The following is a 16,221-nucleotide window of genomic DNA, read 5'->3' on the forward strand; positions in this document are numbered from 1 at the left end:
GGATGGGTCATGGCGCGTCGGAGGCACTGCATACTCGGGATAGCGCGTCGCGGCCCCGACGTCCCGATCCCTCGCGAGTACCAGACGCGGCGTGAGACGTCTGGTGCGTTGCCGCGCGCCGGTACGCATGGTACCGGCGAAGTCTCCGCTCGTCTTCACGGCGGGAAGGATCTTCACGCATGGGGAAGATCAGGGTCCGCACCGATATCCCGGGTCCCCGCTCGCGCGAGGTCGTCGCGGAGGAGCAGCGGCACCTGGCGCCGGGCCTGCAGGCGTTCGCGACGTGGGCGGGTGTCGCGATGGCGAGCGGCCAGGGGTCCACGCTCACGGACGTCGACGGGAACACGTACGTGGACCTGATCGGCGGCATCGGCGTGAACGCGCTCGGCCACTGTCACCCGCGGCACGTCGAGGCCATCGCATCCCAGGCGTGGACCCTCGTCGTGGGGAGCTTCACGTCGGAGCCGCGCGCCGCCCTGGTGAACGCGGTGTGCGAGCTGGCGCCGTCGGGCCTCGATCGCCTGCAGCTCTACTCGTCCGGCACCGAGGCGGTCGAGTCCGCGCTGCGGCTCGCGCGCTGCGCCACGGGGCGGACGGAGGTCCTCGGGTTCTGGGGCGGCTTTCACGGGAAGACCGCGGGCGCCGCGGCGCTCCTCGGCTCGAGCGCGCGCGAGGCGCTCGGACCGCTGCCCGCCGGCGCGACCCTCGTGCCGTACGCGGACTGCTACCGCTGCCCTCTCGGGCTCGCGCGCGAGTCGTGCGGGCTCGCGTGCGCCGAGCTCGCGAGGAAGGCGATGAAGGCGCAGGCCGCCGGTCCGCTCGCGGCGGTGGTCTTCGAGCCGATGCAGGGCACGGCCGGGAACGTCATCCCGCCGGACGGGTTCCTCCCGGCGATCGCCGACGCGGCGCGCGAGGCGGGCGCGCTGCTCGTCGCCGACGAGATGATCACCGGCTTCGGCCGGACGGGGAGGCCCTGGGGCGTCGATCATTCCGGCGTCCGGCCGGACATCGCGACGGTGGGTAAGGGCTTCGGCTCCGGGTTCCCGATCTCCGGGGTGCTGGCGCGCGACGCCGTGTCCCGGGCGAAGCCCTGGTCGAACCCCTCCGGCGCGTCGTCGAGCTACGGCGGGAACGCGCTCGCGGCGGCGGCGGCGCTCGCGTCGGTCACCACGATCTCGGAGGAGCGGCTCTGGGAGAACGCCGCGCGCGTGGGGTCGGCGATGGTGGCCGAGCTCCGCCGGATGCAGGAGCGCCACCCCTTCATCGGCGACGTGCGCGGGGCCGGACTCTTCATCGGCGTCGAGCTCGTGAAGGACCGCGCCACGAAGGAGCCGCTCGACGCCGCGGTGACGCGGCACGTCTACGAGGAGTGCCTGCGGCGTGGCCTCCTCGCGATGACTTACACGCCGCACGTCCGGCTCCAGCCGGCGCTCACGATCGACGCCGACACCGCGCTCGAGGGCCTGTCGGTCCTCGACGCGGTCTTCGCGGAGCTCGCGCGCGGGGGCCGGTGGCGATGAGCGGCGCGTCACCGGGGTCACGAGCAGGGTCGACGGCGCGGCCGCCGCACCGCCCGCGGCTCCGGGGCGCGCTCCTCGGCTACGGGTTCATCGGGGCGCAGGGGCACGTCCCGGCGTACCTGCAGCGCGACGACGTGGAGATCCGGGCGGTCGGGGACGTCTGCGCCGCGCGGCGGGCGCTCGTCGCCGCGCAGCTCCCGGGCGCCGCGACGTATGCCTCCGCGGACGAGCTCTTCGCCGCGGAGGCCGGGCGGCTCGACTTCGTCGACATCGCGACGCCACCGTGCGACCACGCCGCCATCGCGCATCGCGCGCTCGACCTCGGTCTCCACGTCCTCTGCGAGAAGCCGCTCGCCACCCGCGTCTCGGACGCGAGGGCGCTGCTCGATCACGCGGCGCACGCGAAGCGGACCTTGTTCCCCTGCCACAACTACAAGCACGCGCCGGTGGTCCAGGCCGTGCGAGGGGTGATCCGGTCCGGCCGGGTGGGCCGCGTGCGGTCCGTCACGCTCCAGACCTTCCGCAACACGCACGCGAGGGGGGTGCCGGAGTGGAAGCCGGACTGGCGCCGCCAGGTGCTCGCGTCGGGCGGCGGCGTCACGATGGACCACGGGAGCCACACGTTCTACCTGGCCTTCGACTGGATGGGCGCGTGGCCGACCGCGGTGACCGCGAAGATGGCCAACTCCGAGCCGGGCCGGTGGACCACCGAGGACACCGTCTCGGCCGTGCTGACCTTTCCGAACGGCCTCGCGCACGTCCACCTCACCTGGGCCGCAGGCGTGCGCAAGGTCATCTACTCGGTCCAGGGCGACCGCGGCGCGATCACGGTCGACGACGACGACCTGCAGCTCGCGGAGCTGCAGCCGGCGCCGAGCGGCGGCCCGGCGACGTGGCGGGTCGAGCGCCGCACCCTGCCGTCGGAATGGATGGACGCCAGCCACACGCGGTGGTTCAACGCCATGTTCGACGAGTTCGTGGCGGCGATCGAGTCGGGCGACCACGTCGGCCGCGACGCGCAGGACGCGTACCGCTGCATCGAGCTCATCGACGCCGCGTACGCCTCCGCCGCCGACCAGTGCCGCGAGCGGGCGATCGGCTCGGTCCTCGCCGCCGGCATCGCTCACGGTGCGTGAGGGCGCCCGTGGTCGGGCGTGCGGCCGTCCGGGGCGGCGGGCCGGTGAACGTACAGCTGCTCCGGAGCGATCTTCGACGTCGGCGCGTGCGGCGGCAGCCCCATGGCGTACGGGCAGGCGCGACCGTGATCACGGAGCAGCAGCGCCGGGTCGTAGACGCGGTCGAACTTCCACAGCATCCTTACGAAGTTCGTCTGGCCGTGCGCGAGGTGCCGGGCCGCGATCCCGAGGGTCGCGCGCAGCGCCGCCCAGCCGAGGTGTTTCCGGTTCAGCACCTGCTGCGTCCGGACGAGCTCCTCGTAGAACCGGGCCAGCGGCATGCGCGTCGGGAGCACCGCGTGCTGCACGTCGAAGAGCCGGTAGTCGCGCGTCGTGAGCCCCCGGGCTTCGGTGTGCCAGGTCTCTGTGCCCGGGTACGGCGTCGCGACGGTGAGGTGCACGATCTCGGGGACCGAGGTCGCCCACTCGCGCACCGCCGCGAACCGCTGCTCGTCCCAGGACGGATCGGCGATGACGTTCACCGCTACGGTGAGACCGATCGACCGCGCGACCTGCAGCGCTTCGAGGCTCTTCGCGAGCGTGGTGCGCTTCCGGAACGCGCGCAGGTCCGCGTCGTCGATCGCCTCGAGGCCGACGAACATGTACCGGAGCCCGAGCCGCTTCCAGTACCGGAAGATCTCCTGGTTGCGGAGGAGCACGTCGGCGCGCGTCTCGAGGTAGTACTGCTTGCGGATGCCCCGCCGCTCCACCAGCTCCCCGATCGCGTACCCGTGGTCCGCGTCCACGAACGCCACGTCGTCGACGATGAACACGCCGGGCTCCCGGACGCTCGCGAGGTCCTCGGCGGCGCGCTCGGGGCTCACCTTGCGGTAGCTGCGGCCGTAGAAGGTCCAGCCGCTGCAGAAGGCGCAGTCCCACGGACACCCGCGCGTGAACTCGACCGACGCGCACGGATCGAGCACGCCGATGAAGTACCGCCTGCGCCTCGCCAGGAGCTCACGCGCCGGCGACAGATCGTCGAGGCCCGCGCGCAGGGCCGGCGCGGGCCCGTCCCCGGCACGGGTGCTCACGCCGGCGAGCGCGTGCAGGCCGGCCCGATCCTCCGCCGCCGCCTCCAGCAGGCGCGGCGCCGTGTCCTCGCCCTCGCCGCGCACCACGCAGTCGATGGCGCCGCCCGCGTGCTCCAGGATCTCACGCACCGTGAACGAGGCGCTGTGCCCGCCGACGAAGACGAGGCACCCGGGAAGCCGCAGGCGCGTCGCCTTGGCGAGGTCGATGACCTCCGGGACGTTCGCGAGGTAGTTCAGCGAGAAGCCGACCGCCTCCGGCTTCCAGGACTCGAGCAGCCGGAAGTAGTCGCCGTGCTCGTGCGTCTGCAGGTCCAGGAGCACGACGTCGTGCCCGGCCCGCCGGACCGCTTCGGCCACGAGCTCGAGCCCGAGCGGCTCCAGCCGCAGGAAGATCCGCGAGTACATCAGCCCGCTGGGGTTCACGAGCAGCACTCTCACGGGATCCCCCCTCGTCACGTGCCGGCGTCGCGCGATCCTCCCCGTTCCCGGCGCCGACCGCGGTGGAATGTCGGGGTCGGCGGGTGGAGCCCCCCGCGCGCGGGTACCGCAAGGCCACCGTCACGCCGGCGCGCCGCTCGGGCGCCCACCGGCGCGCCGCTCGAGCGCCGACACGGCGCCGAGGGCGACGAGGGCGTACGCGATCCCGAGCAGCACGTCGATGAGGTAGTGGTGCTGCAGGTACACCGCGCTCAGGCACATGAGCAGGAAGAACAGCACCGCCGGCGCGCGCGCCCACTTGAGCTCGCGGAGCCGGAAGGCGAGCAGCGCGGCGATGAGCGGGTACGACACGTGCAGCGACGGGAACGCCCCGAACACGTCGATCCCGCGCCCGTACATGTCGGCGAACAGGTGCGTCCCGAGCAGCGCGTCGAACCGCTGCGCCGCGGCCGCGGCGGGCTCGATGTGCATGCGCGCCGGCCCGAAGCCGTACGCGGTCACGTACCACGGCGGCGCCGCCGGGTAGACGAAGTACGTGGCGAACCCCATCACGTTCACGAGGAGGAAGCAGCGGGCGAACGTCTGCGCCGCGTCCTCGCGCCCGCGGAAGAAGAGCAGGATCGCGAGCCCCACGTACTCCCCGACGAACACGAGGTAGGCGAAGCCGCAGGCGAGGTCGAGCGCGGGCCAGTGATGCTCGAGGAAGAGCTCGTTGAGCGTCCGCCCCCCCACCGAGAACCAGGCGCGCTCGAGCAGGTACGGCTCCGCAACGTGGACCCGCCCTGCGATGCCCTCCCAGTAGAAGTATCGCATCCCGTCGAAGATCGCCCCGGTCAGGATGAGCGGGGAGAACGCCCGCAGGAAGAGCCGCGTCTTCTCGTTGTACAGGTCGAGGAGGCCGAGCATGCCGAGGAAGACGTGGTCGACGCGAAGGCCGCCGAGCGCGCCGATCGTCGCGACGTAGAGCAGCCCCGCGGCGGGAGCCCACGGGCTCCGTCGCATCGTCCAGGACGGCAGGAGCCACTCGCTCATCGCGCGGCGCACCGCGATGGGGAAGGGCGTTTCCTGCCTGGTCTCGGCAGCCGTCTGCGGCGCCGTCGAAGCGCGGTCGGTCATCGGGTCCAAGGATGGCGCTCGTCTCGAATGGCTGCCACGTCCCTCGGCGCGGCGGGGGGCGAACGCTCGCGTCTTCCCCGAACTCCTTGCCTCCGCGCCCCCGCTCGCGTAACGCAACACCGCCCTGGCGTCGACGTGAACCTCTTCTCACCCAAATCGAGGCTCCGCGCCGCCACCGCCGCGCTCGCGCTGGCGTTCGCGGGGCGTGCCGCTGCCGACTGCCCGGGCGGCCTGACGAGCGAGCTGATCCCGCTCCCGGTGTACGCCACGCTCCCGAACGAGGGCGACACATGGGGGGTCCTGCCGGTGGTGCTCCGCGTCTGCCGCGACGACCACCGGACCGAGTCCATCTTCGCACCGAGCCTGACCTGGAACTCCGTCATCCGGTTCACCGGTACGTTCCGCTGGTTCCACTATCCGCGCGAGGACTCCGCGCTCACCATCATGCTGTCGGCGAGCACGCGGACGAACTACAACAACCTGCTCGTCTGGCAGAGGCTGCCCACCGGGGCGGGCCGGTCGACGGACGAGGTCCTCGTGCGGCTCCAGCGCTCCATCTTCGAGCGCTTCTTCGGCATCGGCCCGGACGCGCCCGCGTCCGCCGAGTCGAGCTACACGAGCGTGCGCCTCGTCGTGAAAGCCCGCCGCGGGGTCAACGTCCTCGAGCACGTGAACGCGGGGCTCACGCTCGCCCTCGAGGGCGACGGCGTGCAATCGACCGGCGTCCCCGGCCTGCCGCTCAGCCCGCAGGTCTTCCCGGACGCGCCGGGGATGCGAGGAGCCACCCTCGCGTCGCAGGGCCTCGACGTCCGCTACGACGATCGGCGCGGGGGCGACTACGCGGAGCGCGGGCTGCGCTTCGAGGCGGGCGGCGCGGTCGTCGAGGGGATCGAGGGCTCGCCGACGTTCCTCCGCGGCGGCGTGCAGGTGCGCGCGATCTGGGCGGAGGCGCCGCGGCTCTCCGGGGCGGCGCGCGGCTACTGGACGGGCGTCACGTCCGGTCGCGCGCCGTTCTATCAGCAGAGCGCCCTCGGCGGCTCCTTGCTCCTCCGCGGCTTCACGGAGGGCCGCTTCGTCGACCGCCAGGCGTGGACGGTCGAGCTGGAGCAGCGCATCCAGGTCCTGCGGACGAACGTCTTCGGCGTGATCACCGACTGGCGCGTCGACCCGTTCGTCGCCGTCGGGCAGGTCTTCGGCGCCTTCCGCGACGCCGGCTCGCGACCGCGCGCCGCGGCGGGGGCGGGGTTTCGCGCGTTCGTCCACCCGAACGTGCTCGGCCGCGTCGACGTGGCCTACGCCGGCGAGGGCGTCAAGGTGTACGTCGAGCTCGGGTATCCGTACTGACCGGCGACGCCTCGCGGGCGCGCCGCCGGACGATCGGGCGAGGCGCTCCCGAGCGCCGCGGGCGCGGTGAAGTCACGAAGACCCCGCCACCCACGGAGGGGGCGGGGTCCTCGTCCCGGCGCTCGGGCCGGGAGACCGGCGTCGGCGGTCAGGCCGCGACGACCGACGTCCTCTTCGGCCCTGCGTCGCTGAACTTCTGCTCCAGGGTCATGAGGACGGCCTTCAGGTGATCACCGGTGCGGCTGCGGCGCTCGAGCTCGATCGCCTTCGGATCGACCGGCACGAACTTCTCGTCCGGCGTGATCTTGAAGAGCGGCTGGCCCTTCGAGACGACCGTCCCGTCGCCGCCGGTCATGATGATCTTGTCGACGGTGCCGGAGAACGGCGCCCGGACCGTGTTGAACATCTTCATGACCTCGATGATGTAGAGCGGCTGGCCCTTGTCGAAGTGCTGGCCCTCCGTCACGAACGGCGGGCGGCCCGGGGCCTCCTGCCGGTAGAACATGCCGCCGAAGGCGGCGACGATCTCGTCGGCCTTGGTCGACGGGGGCGGCACGAGGATCTTCTTCATCCGCGCCTGCAGGTCCGGATCGTTCAGGTACGCGGGGATGGTGACGTCGAGGTTGGTCTCGACGCGGAAGTCGAAGAACTTCACCGCCTCCGCGATCATGAAGAGCAGCCCGAGCAGCTCGTTGCCGGCCTCGTAGCCGAGGTGCGCCGCGCGGATCTTGCCCCAGGTCTCGGCGTCGTAGCCGCCCTGCGGCGCCTCGCTCTTCAGGATCTCGTTGAGCTTGTAGAACTCGTCCTTCTGGAGGCCGAACGTCTTGCGGAGCTCCTGGTAGAAGCGGATCGACTTCTTGAGCAGCTCGTCGTCGTGCTGCCAGATCACCTCGGCGGCGGGCGCCTTGGGATCGTAGGCCATGTTCAGGTACTGGTACGTGTCGTTGAGGACGCCCAGCGGGTTGCGCAGCCAGAGCAGCTTGCCGTTCTCGATCCGGTACTGGTTCCGGTTGAGCGAGAGCCACCCGGCGAACAGGTGCGGATCTTCGAGCAGCTTCTCCATCGGTCGGGTGAGGAGCGTCGCCTTCCGGTCGAGCACCTCGGCCAGGGCCTTCGCCACCGACGGATCCTCGCCGGCGACCTGCTTCGCGTAGTGCTTCTTCATCTCCGCGAACGCGAACGCGACGTCGAGCTTGTTCGCCTCCTCCTTCAGCTGGCCCACCAGCGTGAGGTACGGGACGACGAAGCGCGTCGTCGGCTTCGCCATCACGTTCTGGCCGATGAACCAGTTCACGAGGCCGTAGTGGAACTGGAGGTTCGTGGCGAGCTGGATGCCGCGGAGGCTCGTCCTCCCGAGGACGCGCGAGAGCTGGTGGTAGCTGTCGAGCCGGTCGTCGCCCTTCGTGAGGAGCAGGGCGATGTTCGAGTCGTACGCGCCCGCGACCCGGTACCGCATGAACATGCCGGTGTCGGGGTTCACGAGGCAGATGCCCTGGTCGTCGCGGATCTCGCCGTCGATGGGCTTCGACCAGAACCGGATGAGGCCGCCGGCGTGGGGCGAGAGCGACGCGTCGGTGGCGTTGAGCCGGGCCTCCGCCGCGGCGCCGAACCGCGGGATGCGCGTGGGCTTGGGGAGCCGCTCCTTGTGCCGCGCGAGGAGCGCCATCGCCTCGACCAGCGACTCGACCACGAAGGAGTCCTTCGGGTCCTGCGGGTTCGTGAACTGGAGGCTGTAGCAGAGCTCCGTCACCCGGTGCTCGACCTGGATCCGGGTGTTGACCTCCATGAAGTAGTACCGGTCGCGGTCGACGATGCACTCGAACGTCGAGGCGGAGTCGAGGCCGACGGCCTGGCCGAACCGGGCGGCGTCGTCCTCCATCCGCTTCAGGATCTCGAGGTCCGTCTGGAGCGACTTCGCCTCCTCCTTCCTGCCGGCCTTCTCCGCCCGGGCGATGGCGGCGGCGAGGCCCTCCTGCGTCACGGAGATCTCGAGCAGCTTCTGCTCGTGCATCTGCAGCGAGCAGTCGCGGCCGCCGAGCGACACGCACCACTTGCCGTTGCCGAGGAGCTGGATCTCGTTGTGGCGGGTCTGCTCGATGTTGAGCTCGATGAGGACGTTCTTGTTGTCGCCGACGCCGGTCGCCTTGACCTCGTTCAGCACCTCGCGCACGAGCGCGGGCGCCTCGGCCGCCGCCTCCTCGATGAGCTTCGGGTCGCTCGGGTCCTTCGCGGTGAGGAGCGCACCGCCGAGGATGCGCTGGCCCTTGCCGCCGCCGCCGCCGATGGCCTTGAGGCGCACGCGGCTCGCCGGGTACTTCTCGAACATCTGGGCGACCTCGAGCCGCACCTGCTCCCCGAGCTCCTCGATGGAGAACAGGTCCATCCCCTTGGCGTACGACGCCGCCAGGATGTGATCCGCGAGCTCCTCGAGCGGCAGCTTCTCGTTCTTCAGGATCTTCGGATCGATGTCGAACTCGCGGGCCTCGACGACGAGCATGAGCTTCTTGCGCGTGTCGAACTTCCGGAGGAGCGTCCGCGCCGTCACGTTGTTGATGCCGGGCGTGACGCTGACCTTCACCTCGAGCGCGGTGCGCTTCGCCTCGTCCTTCTTGCCGGCGCGCGCCTGCGTGATCGAGTTCGGGCCGATGAACTTGAGGCCGGCGCGCTCGATCGTCGCCACGAACTCCTCGTCCTCGGCCATGAAGCCGTAGCCGGCGAACACGGAGTCGTACCCGTTGTCCTTGGCGATCTGGACGATCTGGTTCATCCGCTCGACGCGCTCCTCCTTCGACGCGCCGGAGTAGTCGGGGACGCGGTGGACGCGGCTGTTGTCGGTGAGCTGGCGGAGCTCGGGCGCGAGCGCGTTCGGGTAGACGATCGAGTCCTTCTCGGAGAGCAGGATCCCGTAGTGCCGGATCCCCATCTCCTCGAAGACGTCCATCGCCTCCTTGCGGATCGGGCCGCGGCAGACGATGAGCGGCTTCAGGTCCTCGCAGGCGAAGGAGCGCACCCACGCCGACTCGGACTTGCCGAGGCGGCGGTCCCGGTGGACGAGCGGGTTCGACTTGTAGGTATCAACGGTCGGAGCCATCGGTCTCTATCTCCAGTCTTGGATCGAGTCGGGTCGTTCCGACGGACGCCTAGTGGAACTCGCGCTGCGGGCCGGACATGGGCGACGGCTTGTAGTGCCGGAGCAGGAACTTGATGTTCTCGCCGAGCACCTTGCGGAGATCGGTCGGCATCACGAGCGACGAGATCGAGCCGAGCGCGAGGCCCTCCTTCGGGTTCATGAGCTCCTTCTCGTAGCGGCGGTTCAGCGCGGCCTCCTGCTGCTTCAGCCACTCGCCCGCCTCCTTCTCGGCGTCCTTCTTGGCCTCGGCGCCGTCGAGGCCGGCGGCGGTGCGCGTCTGGATGCCCTTCTTCACCATCTCGGCCGCGGCGGCGCGCGTCTTCCGGAGCTCGTCCTTGTAGACGAACTCCTTGCCGGCGGGCCCCATCACCGCGAGGCGCGTCGTGGGCAGCGCGAGCACCAGGTCCGCGCCGGTCGGGTAGTTGTTGTACGACGCATAGGCGCCGCCGAAGGCGTTCCGCAGGATGAGGAGGATGCGCGGGGTGCGGACGTCGACGATCGCGTCGAGCATCGAGCGACCCGCCCCCACGATCCCGCGCGCCTCCTGCTCGCGACCGGGGAGGAAGCCGGTCGTGTCCTCCATGAAGATGATCGGGATGTTGTAGATGTTGCAGAAGCGGACGAACCTCGCGATCTTCAGCGCGGAGTCGCAGTCGATCTGACCGGAGGCGACGGCGCTGTTGTTCGCGACGAACCCGACCACGTTGCCGCCGAGCCGGCCGAACGCGGTGACGACCTCCTTCGCGCGCTCCGGCTGGATCTCGAAGTAGTCGCCGTAGTCGCAGACCTGCTGGATGATGATCGACACGTCGAACGGCGTGTTGAAGCCCGTCGGCGAGTTGAACGCCTTCTTGAGCAGGGTGTTGATCTCCCAGGTCTTGCGGTCGAGCGGATCGCTCGTCTCCTGGTACGGCGCCGAGACGGAGTTGTTGTCCGGGATGTACGCGAGGAGCCGGACCGCCTGGCGGAGGGCGGCGAGCTCGTCGGCGACGGTGAGGTCGGCGACGCCCGAGGCGCCGTGGACCTTCGGGCCGCCGAGGTCCTCCGGCGAGATGTCCTCGCCGAGCACCGACTTCACGACGCCCGGGCCGGTGAGGCCGAAGAAGGTCTCCGCCGGCTGGATGAGGAAGCTGCCCTGCCGCGGCAGGTACGAGCCGCCGCCGGCGTTGAAGCCGAACATGCACATGATCGACGGGACGACGCCGCTGATCTTCCGGAGCGCGGTGAACGCCTCGGCGTAGCCGTCGAGGCCGCCGACGCCGGCCGGCACGTACGCGCCGGCGCTGTCGTTCATGCCGATGAGGGGGATGCCCTTCTCGCCGGCGAGGCGGAACAGCCGGGCGAGCTTGCTGCCGTTCGTCGCGTCCATCGAGCCGGCGCGCACGGTGAAGTCGTGCCCGTAGCAGGCGACGTCGCGGCCGTTGATGTTGAGGATGGCGGTGACGAGCGAGGCGCCGTCGAGGTTGCGGCCCCAGTTCTGGAAGAGGACGTTCGGCTCCTTGTCCGTGAGGACGCGGATCCGCTCCCACACCGTCATGCGCTTCTTCGAGTGCTGCTTCTCGATCTGGTCGATCGGCACCGAGCGGATGGGGCGCTGGATGAGATCCCAGCCCTCCTTCATCGCCTCCTCGTAGCCGCCGGTCGCGCGGGAGATCTCCCCGGGGATGTTGAACTCGACCTTCTCGGGCGGATCCAGCGGGTTCGTCAGGATCGGCTTGATCGCTTTCGTCGACATTGGCGTCCCTTGTTGATGAGGTGATTCGTCCGAGCGTGAAGCGCGCTTCTCGCCCCGGCGGCCCGATGTGGGTGAACGAGCTTGCCCGAGGTCCCGAGTTGGGAAAAAGGAGCCGGATTCTGACAAGGTTGGTGGGGGCGGGGCAAGGGCTCACGGGTGGCGCCCGCCCGATCGTTCGTGGACTTTTCCCGTCCGCGACGCGCGTGACGCGCGGCGGCACGGAGGGCGGCAGGAGGAACGGATGGCAGACCTGATCGTCGAGGATCTCACCACCGGCAGCGGCGCCGAGGCGCGGAGGGGCGACACCGTCGAGGTGCACTACCGCGGCACGCTGGAGAGCGGGCAGGTGTTCGACCAGTCGCACGGCCGCGGACCGTTCGCGTTCCGGCTCGGTGCGGGCGAGGTGATCAAGGGCTGGGACCAGGGCGTCGCCGGCATGCGCGTCGGCGGGCGACGCCAGCTCACCATCCCGCCGGAGCTCGCGTACGGCAGCCGCGGCTTCGCGGGCCTCATCCCGCCGATGGCGACGCTCGTCTTCGAGGTGGAGCTGCTCCGGATCGTGTGAGCGGCCCGGACGCTCCGGCGCGCTCGTCGCCTAGTGCATCGCCGGCGCGCCGCCGGTGCCCGCCTCGGCGATGGGGCCGAGCGCGGCGCGGCTCACCCGCTCGCGCCCGGTCACCGCGCGCGCTCCGCGGGAGAGGAGCCACCCGAGCCCCTTCACCGCGTCGCGCCCGAGGCGCGCGACCCCCTGGCCCGAGAAGAGCGCGGGCGCCTCGGCCGCGGCGCCGCCGAGCGTCTTCACCCCGACGCCGTGCGCGTAGACGAGCTCGCCGCCGAGGTACGCCGTGTAGATCGCCGCGCCGGACGCCACGAGCCCGGTCAGCGCGCTCGTGTACGAGGCGCGGTTCCGCGCGCGCCAGGACGCGACGCCGAACGCGGCGAGCACGAGCCCGAAGTTCCCGATCCCGTGCAGGAACATCATGTCGCGCGCGTGGTCGGAGCGCGTCTCCACCTCCTGCGACGCGGCCATGCCCGCGAGCCCGGCGAAGAGCGCGCTGCCCGCGGCCGCCCACCAGAGCGTGCGCCCCGTCCGATCGATCGAGCGGCCAAAGCGCGGCGCCGACGCGGCGGCGAGATCGACGATCGCCGCCGTCGGCAGGAGCGTCAGCGGCATGTGGATCACGGACGGGTGCAGCTCGTGCGTACGCATCGCCATGGAACGTTCCCCCCGGAACCACGGTGCGGACCGGCGATCCGGCGCGCAACGGAGACCCGTCCGCCCTGCCGGACGGACGCCGTGCGTTCCGCGGATGTGCGAGCATGCCGGCCATGGCTCGGCAAGCGAAGGGACCCCTGCCCGATCTGCGGGACACCGGGCGACGCTATCTCGACGGCACCCGGGGCGCGCGCCTCGCGAGCCCCGGCGTCGAGCGCTTCGTCCGTCCGCGGCGGCGCGGTCCGGCGCTCGCGGCCGCGGGCGTCGCGCTCGTGGCGGCCCTCGTCGCGGCGATGCTCCTGCTCCGCTGAGGCGGAGCACCGGAGACACGAGAGCCCGGCCCCTCGTACGAGGAACCGGGCTCGAACGCGCGCTGCTGGGCGCGAGGTGCTAGGCCTTGCGGACGTTCGCGGCCTGGAGGCCCTTCGGCCCCTTCACCACGTCGAACTCCACCTTCTGCCCCTCGGCGAGGCTCTTGAACCCGTCGCCCTGGATCGCGCTGTAGTGGCAGAAGACGTCCTCACCACCGTTGTCCTGCGTGATGAAGCCGAACCCCTTCGCGTCGTTGAACCACTTCACGGTGCCGGTGGCCATTCACAAACTCTTTTCGTCGTGACGATCCGCCGAGATGACGTTCGGTCCAACCGAACAATCGGTGGACCAAATTCGTGTATCCGAAAATAACGAAAGCGTCGAGGGCGGGTCCCTGACCGGGGTCGGGCGTTCGGCCGCGGTGCGTTACGCCGCCGCCTCGCGCCCCGCGGCGGCGGCCGGCCCGCGCCGCGTGTCGGCCGGCTGGGCGTCGGCCTCGGCGGCGAGCCGGTTCTCGAGATCGCCCAGGATCTCCGCGGCGGAGGGCAGCTGCTCCACGTCGCGCTCGCCGATCCGGACGAGGCTCTGGCCGGTGTAGAAGAGGCCGTTCTCGGTGTCGCCGTTCACCGCCGCGGCGAGCAGCGCGTCGGCGATGCAGAAGCTCTCCTTGAAGTTCGACGCCCGGCACTTGCAGAGCCCCTCGCCGAGGCACTCGATGCAGGAGCTCTTGCGGCCCTGGAAGCCGTCCGGGCCGAAGTACCAGCGCTTCGACTTCGGGGGCACCACCTCACCGCGCGCGAGCTTCTCGGTGAACGCGTTGCGGACCGCGCGCGCCTTCATCCCCTTCACGCAGCTCGTGATGATGACGACGTCCTCGGCCGTCTTGCCGAGGTGCATGTCCTTGAACGCGGGGTGGACGTCGCCGTCGGAGCAGGCGAGGAACCGCGTCGCCATCTGGACGCCCGCGGCGCCCTGGGCGAGGAACCTCGAGACGTCGGACGCGTCGACGCCGCCCGCGGCCACGACCGGGAGCGACGTCGCGGCGACGACCTCCTCGACGAGCGACGGCAGCGGGTGGCCGATGTCGCCGATGTGGCCGCCGGCCTCGGCGCCCTCGGCGACGAGCCAGTCCGCGCCCCACTTCTCGTACATCGCCGCGAGGCGGCCGGAGGAGACGATACCGACGAACGGCACGCCGCCCTCCTTGCACCAGCGGACGATCTCGCGAGAGATGCCGGCGCCCTGCACGATGAAGGAGACCTTCTCCTCGATCGCGATCCTCGCGTTCCGCTCGAAGTCGCCCTTGTTGATGGCGGCCATGAGGTTCAGGCCGAAGTAGCCGCCGGGCGCTTCGCGCTTCGCGCGCCGGATCTCGCCCCGGAGCTGCGCGTCGGTCTTCACGACGGCCGAGATCGTGCCGACGCCCACGAGGCGCGCGCCGCGGTGGGCGGCGACCTTGCCGGCGAGCCCGTCCGAGGCGTGGATCCCCATCCCGCCCTGGACGAGCAGGCGCCGGCCGGAGCCGACGATCCCCTCGATCGCCGCGCGGTCGAGCCGCGGCGCAGGCGGAAGGGTCTCCGTCGCGAGGACGGTGGGGTCGCCGATCATGGAGTCTCCAGGGCGCCGTGGGGATGGGAAAGCCGGCGCGACGGGCGAGACGGTACGGGAGCCGTGTCACCCTCATGTCACGGCACCTGCGACGCGGCGCGGCACGAAGGGGCACGGTGCGCCGATTCGTGAATCGGACACCGATGGAGGCGGATCGGCGGGTCGCGGCGGAAGGTGGGCCGCGGCGCGGGGGTGGGATACGCTCCGCGCCCGCGAAGACGCCATGCCGGATCGGACGAAAGAGACCCCGCTCGTCGTCGCCGTGGAGATGGGCTACGGCCATCTCCGCGCCGCGACGCCCCTCGCCGACGCGCTCGGCACCGAGGTGCTGAAGGTCGACGAGCCGCCGCTCGTCGCGGCCGGCGAGGAGCGCCTGTGGGCGCGGGTTCGCCGCGGGTACGAGGCGATCTCGCGCCTTTCGCAGATCCCGGTGGTGGGGCGTCCGCTCGGGTGGGTCCTCGACTCCTTGACCGACATCCCGCGGCTGTACCCGCTCCGCGACCTCTCCGCCCCCACCCACGGGGTCCGCGCGCTCGAGCGGCTCGCCCGGAAGCGGCTCGGGGAGGGGCTCGTCGCGCGCCTCCGCGAGACGGGCGCGCCGCTCCTCACGACCTTCTACTCGCCGGCGATCGTCGCCGACCGCGCCGGCCTCGACCGCGTGTTCTGCGTCGTGACGGACTCGGACATCAACCGGATCTGGGCGCCGCTCGAGCCGTCGCGCACGCGGATCCGGTACCTCGTCCCGACCCGCCGCGCGGCGCGGCGGCTCCAGGCGTACGGCGTCCCGCCGGAGCGGATCACCTTCACCGGCTTCCCGCTCCCCGACGCGCTCGTCGGCGGGCCCGGGCTTCCGACGCTGAAGCGGAACCTCGCCGCGCGCCTCGTCCGGCTCGATCCCTCCGGCGAGTTCCGCCGCTCCGTCCCCGAGGAGCTCGCGCACTTCCTCGGCGCGCTCCCGCGCGAGGAGGAGGGTCGGCCCGCCCTGCTCACCTTCGCCGTGGGCGGCGCCGGCGCCCAGGCCGGCATGGCCGAGGCGTTCCTGCCGGGGTTCCGGGGCGCCGTCGAGGCGGGCCGGCTGCGCATCGCGCTCGTCGCCGGCGTCCGGCCCGAGGTGGAGGCCCGGTTCCGCGAGGCGCTCCACCGCGCCGGGATGGAGGCGCTCGTCGGGGCGGGGGTCGAGATCCTCGCCGCGCGCGGCTTCCCCGACTACTACGCCCGCTTCAACGCGCTCCTCGCCCGCACCGACGTCCTCTGGACGAAGCCGTCCGAGCTCACGTTCTACGGCGCGCTCGGGATCCCGCTCGTGCTCGCGCCGCCGGTCGGCGTTCACGAACGGTACAACCGGCGCTGGGCGCGCGAGGGCGGCGCGGGCCTGAAGCAGCGCGAGGCCCGCTTCGCCTCGGAGTGGCTCGCCGACTGGCTCGCGGACGGGCTCCTCGCCGGCGCGGCCTGGGCGGGCTACATGCACCTGCCGAAGTTCGGCCTCTACCGGATCCTGGAGGCGGTCGCGCAGGCGCCCGAGGCGCGCGTCGCGCCGTGAGGCGCCCGCCCGGCTGATCCCGTTCGCCCCGAGGCGCCCGCCCGGCTGATCCCGTT

The 16,221-nt window shown here is 71.6% G+C and carries 13 protein-coding genes; 6 read left to right on the forward strand and 7 right to left on the reverse strand.

What is annotated here, in order from left to right; genetic code table 11:
• The first annotated feature begins 179 nt into the window (after positions 1-179).
• On the forward strand, positions 180-1,520 hold the full coding sequence (locus AMOR_RS14185) for an aspartate aminotransferase family protein (RefSeq protein ID WP_248362242.1): 1,341 nt from the start codon (positions 180-182) through the stop codon (positions 1,518-1,520).
• Positions 1,517-2,656: a Gfo/Idh/MocA family protein gene (locus AMOR_RS14190; protein ID WP_248362245.1), complete on the forward strand. Its 1,140-nt coding sequence runs from the start codon at positions 1,517-1,519 to the stop codon at positions 2,654-2,656. The genes AMOR_RS14185 and AMOR_RS14190 overlap by 4 nt, the downstream gene beginning before the upstream one ends.
• Here the strand turns inward: AMOR_RS14190 and hpnR are convergent.
• Positions 2,644-4,164: a hopanoid C-3 methylase HpnR gene (gene hpnR, locus AMOR_RS14195; RefSeq protein ID WP_248362248.1), complete on the reverse strand. Its 1,521-nt coding sequence runs from the start codon at positions 4,162-4,164 to the stop codon at positions 2,644-2,646. The genes AMOR_RS14190 and hpnR overlap by 13 nt on opposite strands.
• A 120-nt stretch (positions 4,165-4,284) precedes the next feature.
• Positions 4,285-5,280 carry a phosphatase PAP2 family protein gene (locus AMOR_RS14200; RefSeq protein ID WP_248362251.1) on the reverse strand — a complete coding sequence of 332 codons (996 nt, stop codon included), beginning with the start codon at positions 5,278-5,280 and terminating at the stop codon, positions 4,285-4,287.
• 135 nt (positions 5,281-5,415) lie between these two features.
• Here AMOR_RS14200 and AMOR_RS14205 point away from each other — a divergent pair, with 135 nt between their 5' ends.
• Positions 5,416-6,624, forward strand: a complete 1,209-nt coding sequence (locus AMOR_RS14205; RefSeq protein WP_248362254.1) for a BamA/TamA family outer membrane protein — start codon at positions 5,416-5,418, stop codon at positions 6,622-6,624.
• A 148-nt stretch (positions 6,625-6,772) separates the two neighbouring features.
• Here the strand turns inward: AMOR_RS14205 and AMOR_RS14210 are convergent, their stop codons facing one another.
• Together AMOR_RS14210 and AMOR_RS14215 are read right to left on the reverse strand one after the other, a co-directional pair.
• Positions 6,773-9,715: an ATP-binding protein gene (locus AMOR_RS14210; RefSeq protein WP_248362257.1), complete on the reverse strand. Its 2,943-nt coding sequence runs from the start codon at positions 9,713-9,715 to the stop codon at positions 6,773-6,775.
• Positions 9,716-9,764: 49 nt separating this feature from the next.
• Positions 9,765-11,489, reverse strand: a complete 1,725-nt coding sequence (locus tag AMOR_RS14215) for an acyl-CoA carboxylase subunit beta (protein ID WP_248362259.1) — start codon at positions 11,487-11,489, stop codon at positions 9,765-9,767.
• A 241-nt stretch (positions 11,490-11,730) separates the two neighbouring features.
• Between AMOR_RS14215 and AMOR_RS14220 the strand changes: the two genes are divergently transcribed.
• Positions 11,731-12,054, forward strand: a complete 324-nt coding sequence (locus AMOR_RS14220; RefSeq protein ID WP_248362262.1) for an FKBP-type peptidyl-prolyl cis-trans isomerase — start codon at positions 11,731-11,733, stop codon at positions 12,052-12,054.
• A 30-nt stretch (positions 12,055-12,084) separates the two neighbouring features.
• Here AMOR_RS14220 and AMOR_RS14225 read toward each other — a convergent pair whose 3' ends face one another.
• Positions 12,085-12,705 (reverse strand): DUF2231 domain-containing protein, encoded by a 621-nt coding sequence (locus tag AMOR_RS14225; protein ID WP_248362265.1) that lies wholly within the window; start codon positions 12,703-12,705, stop codon positions 12,085-12,087.
• A 113-nt stretch (positions 12,706-12,818) separates the two neighbouring features.
• Here AMOR_RS14225 and AMOR_RS14230 point away from each other — a divergent pair, with 113 nt between their 5' ends.
• The gene (locus AMOR_RS14230; RefSeq protein ID WP_248362268.1) at positions 12,819-13,016 is read left to right on the forward strand and encodes a hypothetical protein; all 198 of its coding nucleotides are present in this window, start codon (positions 12,819-12,821) and stop codon (positions 13,014-13,016) included.
• 79 nt (positions 13,017-13,095) lie between these two features.
• On the opposite strand, the gene AMOR_RS14235 is transcribed toward AMOR_RS14230, so the two are convergent.
• Together AMOR_RS14235 and AMOR_RS14240 are read right to left on the reverse strand one after the other, a co-directional pair.
• A complete protein-coding gene (locus AMOR_RS14235; protein WP_248362271.1) occupies positions 13,096-13,299 on the reverse strand; it encodes a cold-shock protein in 204 nt (67 codons plus the stop codon).
• A 144-nt stretch (positions 13,300-13,443) separates the two neighbouring features.
• Positions 13,444-14,625 carry an NAD(P)H-dependent flavin oxidoreductase gene (locus tag AMOR_RS14240; RefSeq protein ID WP_248362274.1) on the reverse strand — a complete coding sequence of 394 codons (1,182 nt, stop codon included), beginning with the start codon at positions 14,623-14,625 and terminating at the stop codon, positions 13,444-13,446.
• A 223-nt stretch (positions 14,626-14,848) separates the two neighbouring features.
• Between AMOR_RS14240 and AMOR_RS14245 the strand changes: the two genes are divergently transcribed.
• On the forward strand, positions 14,849-16,165 hold the full coding sequence (locus AMOR_RS14245; protein ID WP_248362277.1) for a glycosyltransferase family protein: 1,317 nt from the start codon (positions 14,849-14,851) through the stop codon (positions 16,163-16,165).
• The last annotated feature ends 56 nt before the right edge of the window (positions 16,166-16,221 follow it).

It is taken from the genome of Anaeromyxobacter oryzae, assembly GCF_023169945.1.
Classification (GTDB): Bacteria; Myxococcota; Myxococcia; order Myxococcales; family Anaeromyxobacteraceae; genus Anaeromyxobacter; species Anaeromyxobacter oryzae.

Excerpts from the sequence above, each read along its gene's own strand:
- AMOR_RS14230 (WP_248362268.1), top strand. The coding sequence starts at position 12,819 with ATGGCTCGGCAAGCGAAGGGACCCCTGCCCGATCTGCGGGACACCGGG.
- AMOR_RS14190 (WP_248362245.1), top strand. The coding sequence starts at position 1,517 with ATGAGCGGCGCGTCACCGGGGTCACGAGCAGGGTCGACGGCGCGGCCG.
- AMOR_RS14225 (WP_248362265.1), bottom strand. The coding sequence starts at position 12,705 with ATGGCGATGCGTACGCACGAGCTGCACCCGTCCGTGATCCACATGCCG.
- AMOR_RS14240 (WP_248362274.1), bottom strand. The coding sequence starts at position 14,625 with ATGATCGGCGACCCCACCGTCCTCGCGACGGAGACCCTTCCGCCTGCG.
- AMOR_RS14245 (WP_248362277.1), top strand. The coding sequence starts at position 14,849 with ATGCCGGATCGGACGAAAGAGACCCCGCTCGTCGTCGCCGTGGAGATG.
- AMOR_RS14235 (WP_248362271.1), bottom strand. The coding sequence starts at position 13,299 with ATGGCCACCGGCACCGTGAAGTGGTTCAACGACGCGAAGGGGTTCGGC.
- AMOR_RS14215 (WP_248362259.1), bottom strand. The coding sequence starts at position 11,489 with ATGTCGACGAAAGCGATCAAGCCGATCCTGACGAACCCGCTGGATCCG.
- AMOR_RS14200 (WP_248362251.1), bottom strand. The coding sequence starts at position 5,280 with ATGACCGACCGCGCTTCGACGGCGCCGCAGACGGCTGCCGAGACCAGG.
- AMOR_RS14185 (WP_248362242.1), top strand. The coding sequence starts at position 180 with ATGGGGAAGATCAGGGTCCGCACCGATATCCCGGGTCCCCGCTCGCGC.
- AMOR_RS14210 (WP_248362257.1), bottom strand. The coding sequence starts at position 9,715 with ATGGCTCCGACCGTTGATACCTACAAGTCGAACCCGCTCGTCCACCGG.
- AMOR_RS14220 (WP_248362262.1), top strand. The coding sequence starts at position 11,731 with ATGGCAGACCTGATCGTCGAGGATCTCACCACCGGCAGCGGCGCCGAG.